The sequence below is a fragment of the Brucella daejeonensis genome (assembly GCF_014199265.1).
In the GTDB taxonomy this organism is placed as follows: domain Bacteria; phylum Pseudomonadota; class Alphaproteobacteria; order Rhizobiales; family Rhizobiaceae; genus Brucella; species Brucella daejeonensis.
Genome location: NZ_JACIJG010000007.1, coordinates 17,148 through 32,606 on the forward strand (window position 1 = coordinate 17,148; position 15,459 = coordinate 32,606).

The following is a 15,459-nucleotide window of genomic DNA, read 5'->3' on the forward strand; positions in this document are numbered from 1 at the left end:
TGAAATCCTTGCATCCTTATTTTCCGTCAGTGCCGACGAGGCCGACCGAGCGTTCGATAGAGGCGGTCGTGACATCGCCCACCAGCCTTGTGCCTTCCGGTTCCCTGCTCAGGCGGTCGAAGAAGATCATGGTCGGCGGTCCCGCCACACCCAGCTTCGCCATCAGGTCGGCATTGCCTGCGGTAAGCTCGGAAATATCGGCCTTGACGAGTTGATAGCCGCCCAGCGCCTTCTTCACGCCAGCTTCGGGCAAAACCCTGCGCTCCACGGTGGAGCAGCTCACGCACCAATCCGCCGTGAAATAGACAAGCGTCGGCATGTCGCCGCGCGCCTTGCCAAGTTTCTGCTGAAGGGAAGAAACCGTCTCGACCGGCGAAAATTGCAGCGCGGCCAGTTTCCGGCTGCCGTCACGGTTTACCAGCGCCGCCAGCGGCTGCAACGGGTCTTTTCCGCCCGACGCGACGCCGAGCATCAAGATCACCCCGTAGACGAAAGCCGCCGTGCCGATGGTGCGCGCCACGACGCTGCGGCCCGGTATGCGAAGAAAAGCGAAGCTTGCCGCGCCGAAAAGCAGAAGCGCCCACAGCACCATGTCCACGCCCGACGGCAGCAGCGGCGCGGCCATGAAGATGGCGGTCGCCAGAAAGCCGAAGCCGAAAATCTGCTTCACCGTCTCCATCCACGCGCCTGCGCGCGGCAGCGTGCCCGCGCCGAGTGTCGCGAAGGCGATGAGCGGAAGCCCCTTGCCGATGCCGAGCGCGAACAGGGCCGAGGCTCCGAGCGCGACATTGGCCGTCTGGGCGATGTAAAGCAGCGCACCGGCCAGCGGGGCGGTGACGCAGGGACCGACGATCAGCACCGAGGAAAAGCCGAGAATGGCAGCGGAACGCCCGGACCCGGTTCGCGCGCCGGTACGCGCCGAAATGGCGCTGACCCAGGAACCGGGAAGCTGGATCTGGAACAGGCCGAACATGGAAAGCGCCAGAAGCGTGAATATTGCCGCCAGCACCAGAGCCGTCCATTTCGATTGAAGCACCATCTGGAGGTTCTGGCCCGACCAGCCCGCAATCGCGCCAACCGCGGCAAAGCCGAGCGCAAGGCTGACGACATAGATGGAGGAAAGCACGAAGCCGCGCCTTGCCGTCAGCCTTTCGCCCTCACGCGCCAGTGTTCCGGCCACGATCGGATAGATCGGAAAAACGCAGGGCGTGAAAGCAAGAAGGACGCCGAAGGCCAGAAATGCCGCAATCACCAGACCGGCCCCGCCCCGGTCGAGCAGGCGCTCGACCATGCCCTTTTCGGGCGCGAGGGCGAAAGCGGGTGTCTGTGCGTCGGCCTGCGGCGATGCCATATCGGCGGCAGGGGCGACGGCAGGCACGAAGGGTGAACCTTTCGCGAGCGACCGGCTCATGCGGCCCATCTCGCTCGATACTGCCAGCGTGACCGGATCGACGGTACGGGTTTCCGGGCGATAGCAGATGCCGTCTTCCTGACAGCCCTGATAGGTAAGCTGCACCGGCTCGCCATCCGCCTTGAGGCTTGCGCTGGCGTGGGTGTAATAGACTTCCAGCCGCCCGAAATTCGGGTCGTCCTTGGGCTGGCCGGGCTGCGTTTCGACGGCAAGCGCCCTGCCCTGCCCGTCCATGGCGGCAATATGGTCGCGGTAAAGATAATAGCCGTCGGCGATCTGCCAGTTCAGGATGAGACTGCCGCCGGCATCCTTCGTCACATTCAGGCGGAAAGCCTGATCGACCGGCAGCGGATTCGAGGCTGCGGCAGGGCCGAGCGCCAGAAGCAGGGCGAGGATGAGGCCTGTAAGGCTCGCAAAAAGACGTGTCACGGTTTTCCGCATAAATTTGATTCGGATAAATTGGATCGTGTTGCAAAAAGCGAATGTCCCCGCCACCTTAAGGCAGCCTTAAGCTGGCGCGGCGAAAAGCTCCCGCAGGCTTGAACCTCACGAGAACGGGATGAATTTAGGTTGAATCGCAATCCTGTTCTAATCTTTTATTTGAGCATGATTTTATCCGAAAACCGGTTCCCACTTTTCGGAATCATGCTCTAAAGGCAGAAACAGGAACCCATGCGCATACTCGTGGTCGAAGACGATGCAATCCTTCTCGACGGGCTGGCCGTCGGGCTGGGGCTTGCCGGTTTCACCGTGGATGCGGTGGCGAATTGCGGCGATGCGGAAGCCGCGCTCGCCGCCCAGAACTATAATGCCGTGGTGCTCGACCTGATGCTGCCGGACGGCTCCGGCCTCGACATTCTCAAAACCATGCGGCGCGGGCGCGACGAGACGCCGGTGCTGCTGCTCACCGCCCGCGATCAGGTGCCGGAGCGCATTGCAGGGCTTGACGCCGGGGCCGACGATTATGTCGGCAAGCCCTTCGACCTGCATGAGCTTGCCGCGCGGCTGCGCGCCATTGCACGGCGTAGCGCGGGACGGGCCAGCGGACTGCTCGAATGGCGCGGGGTGGAACTGGACCCGGCGGAAATGTCGGTGCGGTTCAACGGCGATCCCGTGCGGCTGACGCGGCGCGAATTCTCCATTCTGCGTGCCCTGATGGAACGCCCGGCGGCGACCTTCTCCAAGTCGTCGCTGGAGGAAGCGCTCTATGGCTGGCAGGAGGAGGTTGAAAGCAATGCGGTGGAGGTGCATATCCACCATCTGCGGTCCAAGCTCGGTTCCGACTATATCGAAACGGTGCGCGGGGTCGGCTACCGGCTGGCGGGAGCGGGAACATGAATTCCATTCGCAGCCGCCTGACCGGCATCCTCATCGGCGTGACCTGCCTCGTCTGGCTGTTCGCCGTGGTCTGGATTCACAACAACACCCAGTCGCAGCTTGAAAAAGTGCTGGATGCGCGGCTGATGGAAGCCGCCCGCATGGTCAATTCGCTTTTGACCGAGCATCGCGTCGCGGTCGGACCGGACGGCGACGGCGGACAGCTTTCGCTGAAACCCCTCCCCGATTTTCCGATCTACGACCGCCAGCTTTTCTGTCAGATATGGGCGCTCGACGGCAAGCTTGTAGGCCGGTCCGAAAGCGCGCCCGGCGTACGGCTGACCACGGTTGCCAACGGCTTTTCCGATACGGAGGTGGCAGGCGACCGCTGGCGCGTCTTCGCGGTCGAGAATACGCAGCTCGGCCTGCGCGTCATGGTGGGCGACAGTCTCAGCGTGCGCGAAAGACTGGTGCAGAACGTGGTTACGGGCCTTGTGCTCCCCGCATTTCTGATGCTGCCGGTTCTGGCGCTGATGATCTGGCTGTGCGTCCGGCGTGGCCTCGATCCCCTGAGCCGCCTCGCCGCCGTTCTTTCCGCGCGGCGGGCGGAGGATCTGCATCCGCTGCCCGCGCGCAATCTGCCGAGCGAGATCGCACCGGCCGTCACGGCGCTCAACGGGCTTTTCCAGCGCGTCGAGGAAGCGCGCGAGCGCGAACGCAATTTCGCGATCTTCGCCGCGCATGAGCTGAAGACGCCGCTGGCCGGGCTGAAGACGCAGGCGCAGATCGCCGAAGGCGCCAGGGACGAGGCGATGCGCGCAAATGCCGTGCGCCAGATCGCGGCGGGCGTCGACCGCACAAGCCGCCTCGTCAATCAGTTGCTCGACCTTGCAGCGCTTGAAACCGGCGAAGAGGTCGAGACGCCCAGGCCCGAACCCGCCTGCCAGCTTCTGGTGTCGATCTCCACCGACATGCGGATGCTTGCCGCCCATCGCGGCGTTTCCATCGAATTGCCGAAAACCATGCCGCTCGTGCAGTTGCCCGCGCCGCATCTCTTCACGCTCGCGGCGCGCAATCTCATCGAAAACGCCGTCAACCACTCCCCGAAGGGCGGGACCGTGCATTGCCGCATCGAGGCGGAAAGCGGAAAACTGCTGCTGGTCGTGGAAGATGACGGGCCGGGCATTCCCGAAAGCGAAATGCCGCATGTGACCGGGCGTTTCTTTCGCGGCGCGCATCGCAACGAGACCGGCAGCGGCCTCGGCCTCGCCATCGTCAAGATGGCGGCGGAGCGGCTGGACGGGGAACTGCACCTGACAAACCGCCCGCAAGGCGGGCTTCGGGCGGAATTCGTGGTTCCCGGCACCTTGATCGGATGACCATCGAAGGCGGCAAGGAGAGATCGCAATTTGTCACAGCTCTTTCCGGCGCTATTTGATTTAGATCAATGACTCTATGCCGCGCGATGCGGTTAGGAGAGCTATCGCTAACGTTGCTCCACCCGGAGCAACTTTCGTCATGCGCTGCGAGGGGATTTCATGAACTACGCCGCTGGAACAGTCCTGTCCGGTCTGGGAGCGCTTTTTGCCGTGCTCCTGGCCGGCTTTTCTCATGATGAGCTGTTCAGAACCCATATGTGGATTCTGTTCGCCACACTGGCCATCTTCACCATTCTTCTGATGCGGAACGCCAATTACGGCCTGGCACCGCAAAAGACGGACCAGTCCACCTATCTGGACGGGCCGATCCGCTATGGTGTCATTGCAACGGTTTTCTGGGGCGTTGCCGGGTTTCTCGTCGGTGTCATCATCGCCGCCCAGCTTGCCTTCCCGGACCTCAACCTGGCGCCTTACCTGAATTTCGGTCGCCTGCGTCCACTGCACACTTCCGCGGTCATCTTCGCCTTTGGCGGCAATATCCTGATCGCCTCGTCCTTCTATGTCGTGCAGCGCACCTGCCGCGCCCGCCTTTTCGGCGGCGATCTGGCCTGGTTCGTGTTCTGGGGCTACCAGCTCTTCATCGTGATGGCCGCGACCGGCTATCTGCTCGGCATCACGCAGAGCCGTGAATATGCCGAACCCGAATGGTATGTCGATCTGTGGCTCACCATCGTCTGGGTCGTGTATCTCGTGGTCTTCCTCGGCACGATCCTGAAGCGTAAAGAACCGCATATCTATGTGGCGAACTGGTTCTACCTGTCCTTCATCATCACCATCGCCATGCTGCACATCGTCAACAATCTGGCGATCCCGGTGTCGTTCCTCGGCGTGAAGAGCTATTCGGCCTTCGCGGGCGTGCAGGATGCGGTGACGCAATGGTGGTATGGCCATAACGCGGTCGCGTTCTTCCTGACCATCCCCTTCCTCGCCATGATGTATTATTTCGTGCCGAAACAGGCCAACCGTCCGATCTATTCGTACCGCCTGTCCATCGTGCACTTCTGGTCGATCATCTTCCTCTATATCTGGGCCGGCCCGCACCATCTGCACTACACGGCCCTGCCCGACTGGGCGCAGACGCTGGGCATGGTGTTCTCGATCATGCTGTGGATGCCGTCCTGGGGTGGCATGATCAACGGTCTGATGACGCTTTCGGGCGCCTGGGACAAGGTGCGTACCGATCCGATCATCCGTCTCATGGTCGCGGCCATCGCCTTCTACGGCATGGCGACCTTCGAAGGCCCGATGCTGTCGATCAAGGCCGTCAACTCGCTGTCGCACTATACGGACTGGACCATCGGTCACGTTCACGCTGGTGCGCTGGGCTGGAACGGCATGATCTCGTTCGCCGCCGTCTATTATCTGGCGCCCAAACTGTGGAACCGCCAGCGGCTCTATTCGGTGCGCATGGTCAACTGGCACTTCTGGCTCGCCACGCTTGGCATCGTGCTCTACGCCGCCGCCATGTGGGTCGCGGGTATCCAGCAGGGCTTGATGTGGCGCGAATACGACGATCAGGGTTTCCTCGTCTATTCCTTCGCCGAAACCGTGCTCGCCATGTTCCCCTACTACGTCATCCGTACGCTTGGCGGCGTGCTCTACCTGACCGGCGGTCTGGTCATGGCCTGGAACGTCTATCAGACCATTCGCGGCAATCTGCGCAATGAAGCCCCGATGGGTGGTGCACAGCCTGTCGCCCCTGCCTCCATGCAGCCTGCCGAATAAGGAGCGTGTGATTTATGTCGATACTCAGCAATCACTCCAAACTGGAGAAAAACGCGACGCTGCTGCTGATCGCCTCGCTGGCCGTGGTCACGGTCGGCGGCATCGTCGAGATCGCACCGCTCTTCTATCTCGAAAACACCATCGAGAAAGTGGAGGGCATGCGCCCCTATTCGCCGCTGGAACTGGCGGGACGCAACATCTATGTGCGTGAAGGATGCTATCTGTGCCACAGCCAGATGATCCGTCCCTTCCGCGACGAGGTGGAGCGCTACGGTCACTACAGCCTTGCGGCGGAATCCATGTACGACCACTCGTTCCAGTGGGGCTCGAAGCGCACGGGGCCTGACCTCGCGCGCGTCGGCGGCCGCTATTCCAACGAATGGCACGTCCAGCACCTCGTCCGTCCGCGCGACGTGGTGCCGGAATCGGTCATGCCGAGCTATGCCTTCCTGAAGGACCGCCCGCTGGAAGCCTCCAATATCGCGGCCGACCTCAAGGCAAATGCGGTCGTGGGCGTGCCCTATAATCAGGAAATGATCGACAACGCCGTTGCCGATCTCCAGGCCCAGGCCGATCCCAATGCCGACACGTCGGGTATCGAGACGCGCTATCCCAAGGCAAAGCTCGGCGATTTCGACGGCAATCCGGCAGCCCTGACCGAGATGGACGCACTCGTCGCCTATCTCCAGATGCTCGGTACGCTGGTCGATTTCTCGACCTACGACCAGTCCCCGAAAGCGCGATAGGAGAGAGCCATGGATTATAACACCATGCGCACTTTCGCCGATAGCTGGGGGCTGCTCGGCATGGCGCTCTTTTTCCTGTTCGCCGTTTTCTATGCCTTCCGGCCGGGCAGCAAGCAGATGGCCGACCGCGCGCAGGACATTCCTTTCAAGGATGACGCAAATGACTGACAAGCAAATCGACGATGTCACCGGCGTAGCCACGACCGGGCATGAATGGGACGGCATCAAGGAACTCGACACCCCGATGCCGCGCTGGTGGCTGTGGACATATTATGCCACCGTTGTATGGGCGCTGGCCTATGTGATCGCCTATCCGGCCTGGCCGCTGATCAACAGCTCGACGGCGGGACTTATGGGCTGGTCGAGCCGCGGTGCGTTCTGGCAGGAAAACGCCCAGATCGCTTCCGAGCGCCAGGGCATCCTCGACCAGATCAAGGCCAAGACCGTCGATGAGATCATGGCCGACGAAAACCTGCGCCAATATGCCATCGCCAGCGGGGCGGCAGCCTTCCGCGTCAACTGCGTGCAGTGCCACGGCTCCGGCGCGCAGGGCGCGCCCGGCTATCCGAACCTCAATGACGATGACTGGCTGTGGGGCGGTTCCGTCGACGACATCCTGACGACCATCCGCCACGGCGTGCGCTCGCAGGACGATGCCGATACCCGCGTTTCGGAAATGCCGGCCTTCGCCGACGTTCTGGAGCCGCAGCAGATCCGCGACGTCGCCGCCTATGTGGTCAGCCTTTCGGGCACACCGCACGATCCGTCGCGGATACCGGAGGGGCAGAAGGTCTTCACGGAAAACTGCGCGGTCTGCCATGGGCCGGATGCCAAGGGCCTGCGCGAGTTCGGCGCACCGAACCTCACCGACGCAATCTGGTTCTACGGTTCCGGCGAAGACGCCATTATCCGGCAGGCGTCGCATCCCAAGCACGGCGTCATGCCCGCATGGGAACCACGCCTCGGCGAAACGACGGTCAAGCAGTTGGCCATCTTCGTGCATTCGCTGGGCGGAGGCGAATGAAGAGAAGGGAGTAAGGCAGTAAGGGGAATAGGGGAGTATGTTTTGGTTGCGAACGCCCGAAACGGCACTCCCTCTTCTCATACTCCCTTACTCCCATATTCCCCTACTCCCCTTTAGCTGCTGAGCTTGCCGAAGGCCCAGTGCGGCAGGAGCAAAAAAATGTCAGATGATGTCGAACGCATCGACGTTCAGGCGGTCAATTCCCCCAAAATCCGCCAGTCGCTTTATGCGGCGCGGGTGAAAATATTCCCGAAGCGCGTACAGGGTGAATTCCGGCGCTTCAAATGGATCGTCATGGCCATCACGCTGGGCATCTATTATCTGACGCCATGGCTGCGCTGGGATCGCGGCGCTTACGCGCCCGACCAGGCGGTTCTGGTCGATCTGGCGAACCGCCGCTTCTATTTCTTCTTCATCGAAATCTGGCCGCAGGAATTTTATTACGTCACGGGCCTGCTCATCATGGCGGGCCTCGGCCTGTTTCTCGTGACCTCGGTCGCTGGCCGCGCCTGGTGCGGCTATACCTGCCCGCAGACGGTCTGGGTCGATCTCTTTCTGGTTGTCGAGCGCGCCGTCGAAGGCGACCGCAATGCGCGCATGAAACTCGACAAGGCGCCGTGGAGCTTCGAGAAGCTGTGGAAGCGCGTGACCAAACACGCCATCTGGCTGATGATCGGCATCCTGACCGGCGGCGCATGGATCTTCTATTTTGCCGATGCGCCAAGCCTGCTCCGGGATTTCGTCACGGGCCATGCCGCGCCCATCGCCTATTTCACGGTCGCGATCCTGACCGCCACTACCTATATTTTCGGCGGACTGATGCGCGAGCAGGTCTGCACCTATATGTGCCCGTGGCCGCGCATTCAGGCGGCGATGCTCGATGAGAACTCGCTGACCGTCACCTATAATGACTGGCGCGGCGAGCCGCGTTCGCGCCACGCCAAGAAGGCGCTCGCGACGGGTGAAACCGTGGGCGATTGCGTGGATTGCAATGCCTGCGTCGCCGCCTGCCCGATGGGCATCGACATTCGCGACGGCCAGCAGCTCGAATGCATCACCTGCGCGCTGTGCATCGACGCCTGCAATTCCGTTATGGACAAGGTCAGCAAGCCGCGCGGCCTGATCTCCTATGCGACGCTGGCCGATTACAACGCCAATATGGCGCTGGCGACCAATAACGGCACGGCCGCAATCGACCCGGCGCGCGTTTATGAAGCGCCGAACAGGTTTTCGGACAAGGTTCAGAACCTGTCGCTGAAAAAAGTGCTGCGTCCGCGCAGCCTGTTCTATCTCATCGTCTGGCTGTTGATCGGCGTCACACTCGTCATTTCGCTCTCCTCCCGCCAGCGCATCGGCATCAATGTGCTGCATGACCGCAACCCGCAATATGTGCTATTGTCCGACGGTTCCATTCGCAACGGCTATACGGTCAAGCTCCTGAACATGATCCCGACGCCACGCACTTTCCGCCTCGCCATCGACGGTCTGCCGGGGGCGAAACTGACCGTGCAGGACGAAACGCCGGACAGCGACGGCAACTATGACGTGGCGGTCGAGCCGGACCGGCTGAAAACACTGCGCGTCTTCGTGACCTTGCCGCATGACGCCATCGACGATCGGCGCGAGGATTTCAGAATCAGCGTGCGGGATGCGGACAGCGCGGAACATGCCCGTTACAAGACAACCTTCATGGCCCCGGAGGGACGATAATGGCAGCGCAGGCACGGACATCTACAGGCACCTTCACCGGCTGGCACATGCTGGGCATCATGTGCGCCTTCTTCGGCGTCATCATCGCCGTCAATCTGACGATGGCCTATTTCGCGCTCCATAGCTGGAGCGGCCTCGTCGTCAAGAACGGCTATGTGGCAAGCCAGGAATTCAACGAAAAGGCGCAGACCGGCAAGGAACAGGCCGCGCTGCAATGGCAGTCGAAGCCGGCCTATGAAAACGGCATCTTCACCTGGCGGCTCACGGACCACGCCGGTAAGCCCGTTACGATGACGGGCGGAACGGTGGAATTCAAGCGCCCGGTCGGCGACGTGCATGACACGAAAATAACGCTTGAAGCCGGCGGAAAGGGCGTCCTGACCGCGCCACTCACCCTTACCGATGGCGCGTGGATCATGGAAGTGAACGCCGATGCCGGGCTTGACGATCCCTATCGCCATATCATCCGGGTTCTGATCAAGGATGGGAGAATGCTGTGAGCTGTTGCGTCGAGAATGCGCAGATCGCAACCGTCATGCAGGCTGTATCTCCCGACGAGATGCAACTCGCCAGCCGTGCGCTCGGCGACGGCCTGCGCCAGCTCGACCTGTCGGTGCCGGGCGTTCATTGCGGATTGTGCATCAAGACCATCGAAGAAGCCCTGGGCAAGATTCCGGGCATTGCCTATGCGCGCGTCAATCTCACCGCGCGTCGCGTGACGCTGCGCTGGAAGGACGGCGAGACCCCGCCCAATGTGGTCGATCCCTTGCGCAAGCTCGGCTATGAGGCGCATATCTTCGACATGGCGCAGGACAAGGACCCGGCCTTCACGCGTCTGCTGATCGCGCTTGGCGTCGCGGGTTTCGCATCGAGCAATGTCATGCTTCTGTCCGTCGCCGTCTGGTCGGGCGCGGATGCGGCAACGCGCGATCTGTTCCACTGGATTTCCGGCCTCATCGCCCTGCCGACACTGATCTATTCCGGCCGCATCTTCTATGTTTCCGCGTGGAATGCCTTTCGCGCCGGGCGCCTCAATATGGATGTGCCGATTGCGCTTGCCATTACGCTCGCCTTCGCAATGAGTGTTTTTGAAACGCTGAACCATGGCCAGCACGCTTATTTCGATGCCTCGGTCTCGCTGCTTTTCTTCCTGCTCATCGGGCGCACGCTCGACCATCTGATGCGCACGCGCGCGCGCTCCGCCGTGCGCGGGCTGGCGCAACTGGGTTCACGCGGCGCTGTGGTGATCGGTGAAAACGACGAGCGCAACTATCTTCCGGTCAACGAAATCCGTCCCGGAATGCGCATCATTCTGGCGGCGGGCGAACGCGTTCCGGTGGACGCAAGGGTCGAGGAAGGGCGCTCCGAACTCGACTGCGCCATCGCATCCGGCGAAAGCGATGCGGTGCCGGTCGGCCCCGGCTCGGATATTCGCGCCGGGACGCTCAATCTTTCCATGCCGCTGGTCATTCGCGCCACGGCACAGGCAAGAGACTCTTTCCTTGCCGAAATGGTGCGACTGATGGACGTGGCCGAAGGCGGACGCGCCACCTATCGCCGCATTGCCGACCGGGCATCGGAACTTTATGTGCCGATGGTGCATTCCATCGCCTTTCTCGCCTTTGTGGGCTGGATGTTCTACACGGGCGGCGACTGGTATCGCTCGATCTATATCGCCATCTGCACGCTGATCATCACCTGCCCCTGCGCGCTGGCGCTGGCGGTCCCCATCGTGCAGGTGGTGGCAGCGCGTCGCCTGTTTGAAAACGGCATCATGATCAAGGACGGCTCCGCAATGGAGCGCATGGCCGAAATCGACACCGCCATTTTCGACAAGACCGGCACGCTGACGCTCGGCCAGCCGCGTCTGGTCAGGCCAGAGGGCATAGACCCGCACAATCTCGAAATCGCCGCCGAACTGTCGCTTTATTCGCGCCACCCGCTGTCGCGCGCGCTGGCGCTCTTCTCCGGCGCAAAGCCGATGACCGCCTATAGCCGCATCGAGGAAGTGCCGGGTTCAGGCATCGAGGCGGAACTGAACGGCACGATCTATCGTCTGGGCAAGCGCGACTGGGCCGGTGACGATGTAAATTCCTTAGCCGCCAATGGCCCCGAAACCTGTCTTTCCATCAATGGCACACTGGTTGAAACCTTCCGTTTTGAAGACAGCCCGCGTGAGGATGCGGTTGCAGCCATCGGCGCACTGAAACGCAATGGCCTGAAGCTGGAGATCATTTCCGGCGACAAATTGCCTGCCGTGCAGAAGTTGAGCCATTATCTTGGCGTTGAAAACTACCGCGCCGAGGTGTTGCCTGCCGACAAGTCGCAACTGGTGCAAGAACGGATGTCCGAGGGCCGCAAGGTGCTGATGGTCGGCGACGGGCTGAACGATGCCCCAGCCCTTGTTGCGGCGCATGTGTCGATGGCGCCCGCAACCGCCGCCGATATCGGACGCAATGCCGCCGATTTCGTGTTCCTGCGGTCGAGCCTCTCCGCCGTGCCGCTGGCCTTTGCCGTCTCTAAGGAAGCTGGCAAACTGATCCGCCAGAATTTTGCGCTGTCGATCGGCTATAATATCATCGCCGTGCCGGTTGCCGTTTTCGGCTATGTGACGCCGCTGGTGGCAGCACTTTCCATGTCGCTGTCATCGGTCATCGTGGTCACCAATGCGCTGCGCCTGAAAGCGGGCAAGCAGGAACAACAGGTGCGGGACATGACCGCCCCGTCAGGGATCATGAAAGAGGCGCACAAATGAGCGGGCTTCTTTTCCTCATCCCCATCGCACTGTTTCTGGGGCTGTTGGGGCTGATCGGCTTCCTGTGGTCGCTCAAAAACGGCCAGTATGACGATCTTGACGGCGCGGCCAACCGCATCCTGCTCGATGATGAATCTAGCCCAAGATCAAAATAGCCCTGAGATCGTTGACATTGGTGCCGGTCGGTCCCGGCACGAACAGATCGCCAATGGCGTTGAACGCCGTCCATGCGTCATTATTGGCAAGCCGCGCCGCGCCATCCTCGCCCGTTTTTTGCAGGCGCATAACCGTCGTGCCATCAGCAAAAGCCCCGGCATTGTCTTCCGAACCGTCGATACCGTCCGTATCGGCGGCAAGCGCATGGATTTGAGCATAGCCATCAATATCGAGCGCGAAGGACAGCAGAAACTCGCTGTTGCGCCCGCCCTTGCCGCCTTTACCGCGCAGCGTGACCGTGGTTTCACCGCCTGACAGGATCACCACCGGCTTTTTGAACGGGCGGTCACGGTCGGCCACTTCACGGGCAATCGCCGCATGAACATGCGCCACTTCACGCGCCTCGCCTTCCATCGCATCCGACAGGATCACCGCCTCGACGCCACGGCGTGCCGCTTCTGCCGCTGCGGCTTCCAGCGATACGGCGGCGGACGCAATCACCCGCACCTCGTTTCTCGCAAAAGCCGGATCGTCGGGTTTGGGTGCGTGGGCGTTTTCGCTTTTGATATGGGCAAGAACGGCTTGCGGCAGATCGAGCTTGTAGCGATCGATGATCTTCAGCGCCTCGTCGCGGCTGGTTGCGTCGGGTACGGTCGGACCGGAGGCCACAAAGGCCGGATTGTCGCCCGGAATATCGGACACGACCAGCGAGAACACTTTGGCCGGATGTGCCGCAGCAGCAAGCCTGCCGCCCTTGATGGTGGAGAGGTGTTTTCTCACCGCATTCATTGCCGAAATCGGCGCGCCCGATGCGAGCAGCGCCTTGTTGACGGCGATTTCATCTTCCAGCGTCATGCCTTCGGGCGGTGACGGCAACAGTGCCGAACCACCGCCGGATATAAGCGCCACGACCAGATCGTCTTCGGTGAGGCCCGAGACGGCATCGAACATGCGCTTCGATGCCGCAAGCCCGGCTGCATCCGGCACCGGATGCGCGGCTTCGATGATCTCGATCCGCTCGCACTTGCAGCCGTAGCCATAGCGCGTCACCACCACGCCTTCGAGTGGCGCGTCGTGTTTTTCAGCCCAGGCGCGCTCAAAAGCCGCCGCCATCTGGGCCGAACCCTTGCCAGCGCCAATGACGATCGTGCGCCCCCTCGGCCTTGCGGGCAGATTGGCGCGGATCACCAATTCGGGATCGGCCGCAGCAACGGCGGCATCGAAAAGACTGGTCAGAAACTTTTTCGGGTCGGCGATGGCAGTCATGGAAATCCCGGTGTTCGCGTTTGAATGGCGGCACTATTCCGCGTCGCGCCTGCAAAATCAATGTGGAGCCGGCCATCTCCTCCAGACCGCCAGCTCCACCCCTCTCCCCTCCGAAGAGCTGATCACGCCACGTCGTGATTGGCCATGCGCTCCAGCGCACGCACGAGACCGGAATGATCGAGACCGTCATCGCCATGCGCCGCGCAGGAGTTGAAAAGTTCCTGCGCCGTTGCCGTATTGGGCAGCGAAACACCCAGCGCCTTTGCGCCCTGAAGCGCGAGATTGAGGTCTTTCTGATGCAGCGCAATGCGGAAGCCGGGGTCGAAGGTGCGCTTGATCATGCGCTCGCCATGCACTTCGAGAATGCGCGACGAGGCAAAGCCACCCATCAACGCATCGCGCACCTTGGCTGGATCGGCACCCGCCTTGGAAGCGAAAACCAGAGCCTCGGCCACGGCCTCGATGTTGAGCGCAACGATGATCTGGTTTGCAACCTTGGTGGTCTGGCCGTCGCCGCAATCGCCGACGAGAGTGATATTCTTGCCCATGAGTTTCAGGAGCGGTAGCGCCTGATCGAAAGCCGCCTGCGCGCCGCCCGCCATGATGGAGAGGCTTGCATTTTTCGCGCCCACTTCGCCGCCAGACACCGGCGCGTCGATATATTCCGCACCCGTTGCGCGAACCTTCTTTGCAAATTCCTTGGTTTCGATGGGCGAGATCGAGCTCATGTCGATGAGCGTCTTGCCCTTGCCCAGCCCCTCTATCGCACCGCCCTGATTAAAGAGCACTTCGGCAACCTGCGGCGTGTCCGGCAGCATGAGGATCGTCGTTTCGCAATGCGCTGCGACATCCTTCGGCGTGTCGAGGATGTGCAGGCCGTTGTCGATCAGATCCTGATGCGGCGGGATAAAGTGCTTTGAGGTGAAAAGCTGATGCCCCGCATCCTGCAAATGCCGCGCCATGGGCGTTCCCATGATCCCCAGTCCGATGAAACCTATTTTCGCCATGACATATCTCCCTTATGCGCTCAGCCGTTCGGCTTCATATTGACTTTTTTCTTCACGCATTATCCAACGCAAAACCGCTTCGCACTTTTGCTGGAAATGCTTTAAACCAGCCCAGACCTTCTTCGGTCGTGGTCTTCGGCTTGTATTCGCAACCGATCCAGCCCCGATAACCGGCCGCTTTCAGTGCTTCAAAAACCACCGGATAATTGATTTCGCCCGTTCCCGGCTCGTTACGGCCCGGATTGTCGGCAAGCTGGATATGGGCGATCAGCGGCTTGTAGCGCTCATAGGTGGCGATGAGTTCGCCGCGCGTGCGCTGCTGGTGATAGAGGTCATACTGGATGAACAGATTGTTGCTGCCGACCTCGTCGATGATCGAAACCGCCTGCTCCACCGTGTTCAGGTAAAAGCCCGGAATATCGTAATGGTTGATCGGCTCGATCAGCAGGCGAATGCCGTGCTTGCCCAGTTCGCGCGCCGCCAGCCGCAGATTGCTGACGAAAGTGGCGCGCAGTACATCCGGGTCCACGCCCTGCGGCGCGATACCAGACAGGCAGTTGACCTGCGAACAATTGAGCGTCGCAGCATAGTCGATGGCATCGGCCACGCCGCGCCGGAATTCGTCCACGCGATCCGGCAGGACCGCGATGCCACGTTCGCCGCCCGCCCAGTTACCGGCGGGCAGGTTGTGCAGGACCTGCGCCAGATTATGTTTTGCAAGCTCGGCTTTCAACTCATGCCGGTTGAACTCATAGGGAAAGAGATATTCCACCCCGGTGAATCCGGCCTTGGCGGCTAGACCAAAGCGCTCCATGAAGGGCGCTTCATTGAAAAGCATGGTGAGATTGGCTGCAAATCTCGGCATTTTCGCCTCCTTGAACTTTATTTTTTACGCAATTCCGA

Annotated in this window: 14 protein-coding genes; 10 read left to right on the forward strand and 4 right to left on the reverse strand. The window is 61.3% G+C overall.

The features are described from left to right. Window positions 1–16: 16 nt before the first annotated feature. The gene (gene dsbD / locus FHS76_RS10470; protein ID WP_328700469.1) at window positions 17–1,840 is read right to left on the reverse strand and encodes a protein-disulfide reductase DsbD; all 1,824 of its coding nucleotides are present in this window, start codon (window positions 1,838–1,840) and stop codon (window positions 17–19) included. 243 nt (window positions 1,841–2,083) lie between these two features. Between dsbD and FHS76_RS10475 the strand changes: the two genes are divergently transcribed. The 10 genes from FHS76_RS10475 (at window position 2,084) to ccoS (ending at window position 12,282) form a co-directional block, all read left to right on the forward strand. Continuing rightward, window positions 2,084–2,749, forward strand: coding sequence for a response regulator (locus tag FHS76_RS10475; protein ID WP_183651814.1), 666 nt, complete (start codon window positions 2,084–2,086; stop codon window positions 2,747–2,749). After that, window positions 2,746–4,107: an ATP-binding protein gene (locus tag FHS76_RS10480; RefSeq protein ID WP_183651819.1), complete on the forward strand. Its 1,362-nt coding sequence runs from the start codon at window positions 2,746–2,748 to the stop codon at window positions 4,105–4,107. Before FHS76_RS10475 ends, FHS76_RS10480 begins: the two co-directional genes overlap by 4 nt. A gap of 159 nt (window positions 4,108–4,266) precedes the next feature. Next, window positions 4,267–5,892 (forward strand): cytochrome-c oxidase, cbb3-type subunit I, encoded by a 1,626-nt coding sequence (ccoN, locus tag FHS76_RS10485; RefSeq protein WP_183651821.1) that lies wholly within the window; start codon window positions 4,267–4,269, stop codon window positions 5,890–5,892. A 14-nt stretch (window positions 5,893–5,906) separates the two neighbouring features. Next, window positions 5,907–6,638 carry a cytochrome-c oxidase, cbb3-type subunit II gene (ccoO, locus tag FHS76_RS10490; protein WP_183651824.1) on the forward strand — a complete coding sequence of 244 codons (732 nt, stop codon included), beginning with the start codon at window positions 5,907–5,909 and terminating at the stop codon, window positions 6,636–6,638. Window positions 6,639–6,647: 9 nt separating this feature from the next. Continuing rightward, window positions 6,648–6,806, forward strand: a complete 159-nt coding sequence (locus FHS76_RS10495; protein ID WP_183651827.1) for a cbb3-type cytochrome c oxidase subunit 3 — start codon at window positions 6,648–6,650, stop codon at window positions 6,804–6,806. Then, window positions 6,799–7,662 carry a cytochrome-c oxidase, cbb3-type subunit III gene (gene ccoP, locus FHS76_RS10500; RefSeq protein WP_183651829.1) on the forward strand — a complete coding sequence of 288 codons (864 nt, stop codon included), beginning with the start codon at window positions 6,799–6,801 and terminating at the stop codon, window positions 7,660–7,662. The genes FHS76_RS10495 and ccoP overlap by 8 nt, the downstream gene beginning before the upstream one ends. Window positions 7,663–7,821: 159 nt before the next feature. Beyond that, window positions 7,822–9,372, forward strand: coding sequence for a cytochrome c oxidase accessory protein CcoG (ccoG, locus tag FHS76_RS10505; protein WP_183651832.1), 1,551 nt, complete (start codon window positions 7,822–7,824; stop codon window positions 9,370–9,372). Then, on the forward strand, window positions 9,372–9,872 hold the full coding sequence (locus FHS76_RS10510; protein ID WP_183651835.1) for a FixH family protein: 501 nt from the start codon (window positions 9,372–9,374) through the stop codon (window positions 9,870–9,872). Before ccoG ends, FHS76_RS10510 begins: the two co-directional genes overlap by 1 nt. After that, window positions 9,869–12,127 (forward strand): cation-translocating P-type ATPase, encoded by a 2,259-nt coding sequence (locus tag FHS76_RS10515; protein WP_183651837.1) that lies wholly within the window; start codon window positions 9,869–9,871, stop codon window positions 12,125–12,127. The genes FHS76_RS10510 and FHS76_RS10515 overlap by 4 nt, the downstream gene beginning before the upstream one ends. After that, the gene (ccoS, locus tag FHS76_RS10520) at window positions 12,124–12,282 is read left to right on the forward strand and encodes a cbb3-type cytochrome oxidase assembly protein CcoS (RefSeq protein WP_183651839.1); all 159 of its coding nucleotides are present in this window, start codon (window positions 12,124–12,126) and stop codon (window positions 12,280–12,282) included. Before FHS76_RS10515 ends, ccoS begins: the two co-directional genes overlap by 4 nt. Here ccoS and FHS76_RS10525 read toward each other — a convergent pair. The 3 genes from FHS76_RS10525 to hyi form a co-directional block, all read right to left on the reverse strand. Then, window positions 12,263–13,549, reverse strand: coding sequence for a glycerate kinase type-2 family protein (locus FHS76_RS10525; protein ID WP_183651841.1), 1,287 nt, complete (start codon window positions 13,547–13,549; stop codon window positions 12,263–12,265). The two genes, ccoS and FHS76_RS10525, sit on opposite strands and share 20 nt — an antisense overlap. A 122-nt stretch (window positions 13,550–13,671) precedes the next feature. Further along, window positions 13,672–14,556: a 2-hydroxy-3-oxopropionate reductase gene (locus FHS76_RS10530; RefSeq protein WP_183651843.1), complete on the reverse strand. Its 885-nt coding sequence runs from the start codon at window positions 14,554–14,556 to the stop codon at window positions 13,672–13,674. A gap of 52 nt (window positions 14,557–14,608) precedes the next feature. Further along, window positions 14,609–15,421 carry a hydroxypyruvate isomerase gene (gene hyi / locus FHS76_RS10535; protein ID WP_183651847.1) on the reverse strand — a complete coding sequence of 271 codons (813 nt, stop codon included), beginning with the start codon at window positions 15,419–15,421 and terminating at the stop codon, window positions 14,609–14,611. Between the last annotated feature and the right edge of the window lie 38 nt (window positions 15,422–15,459).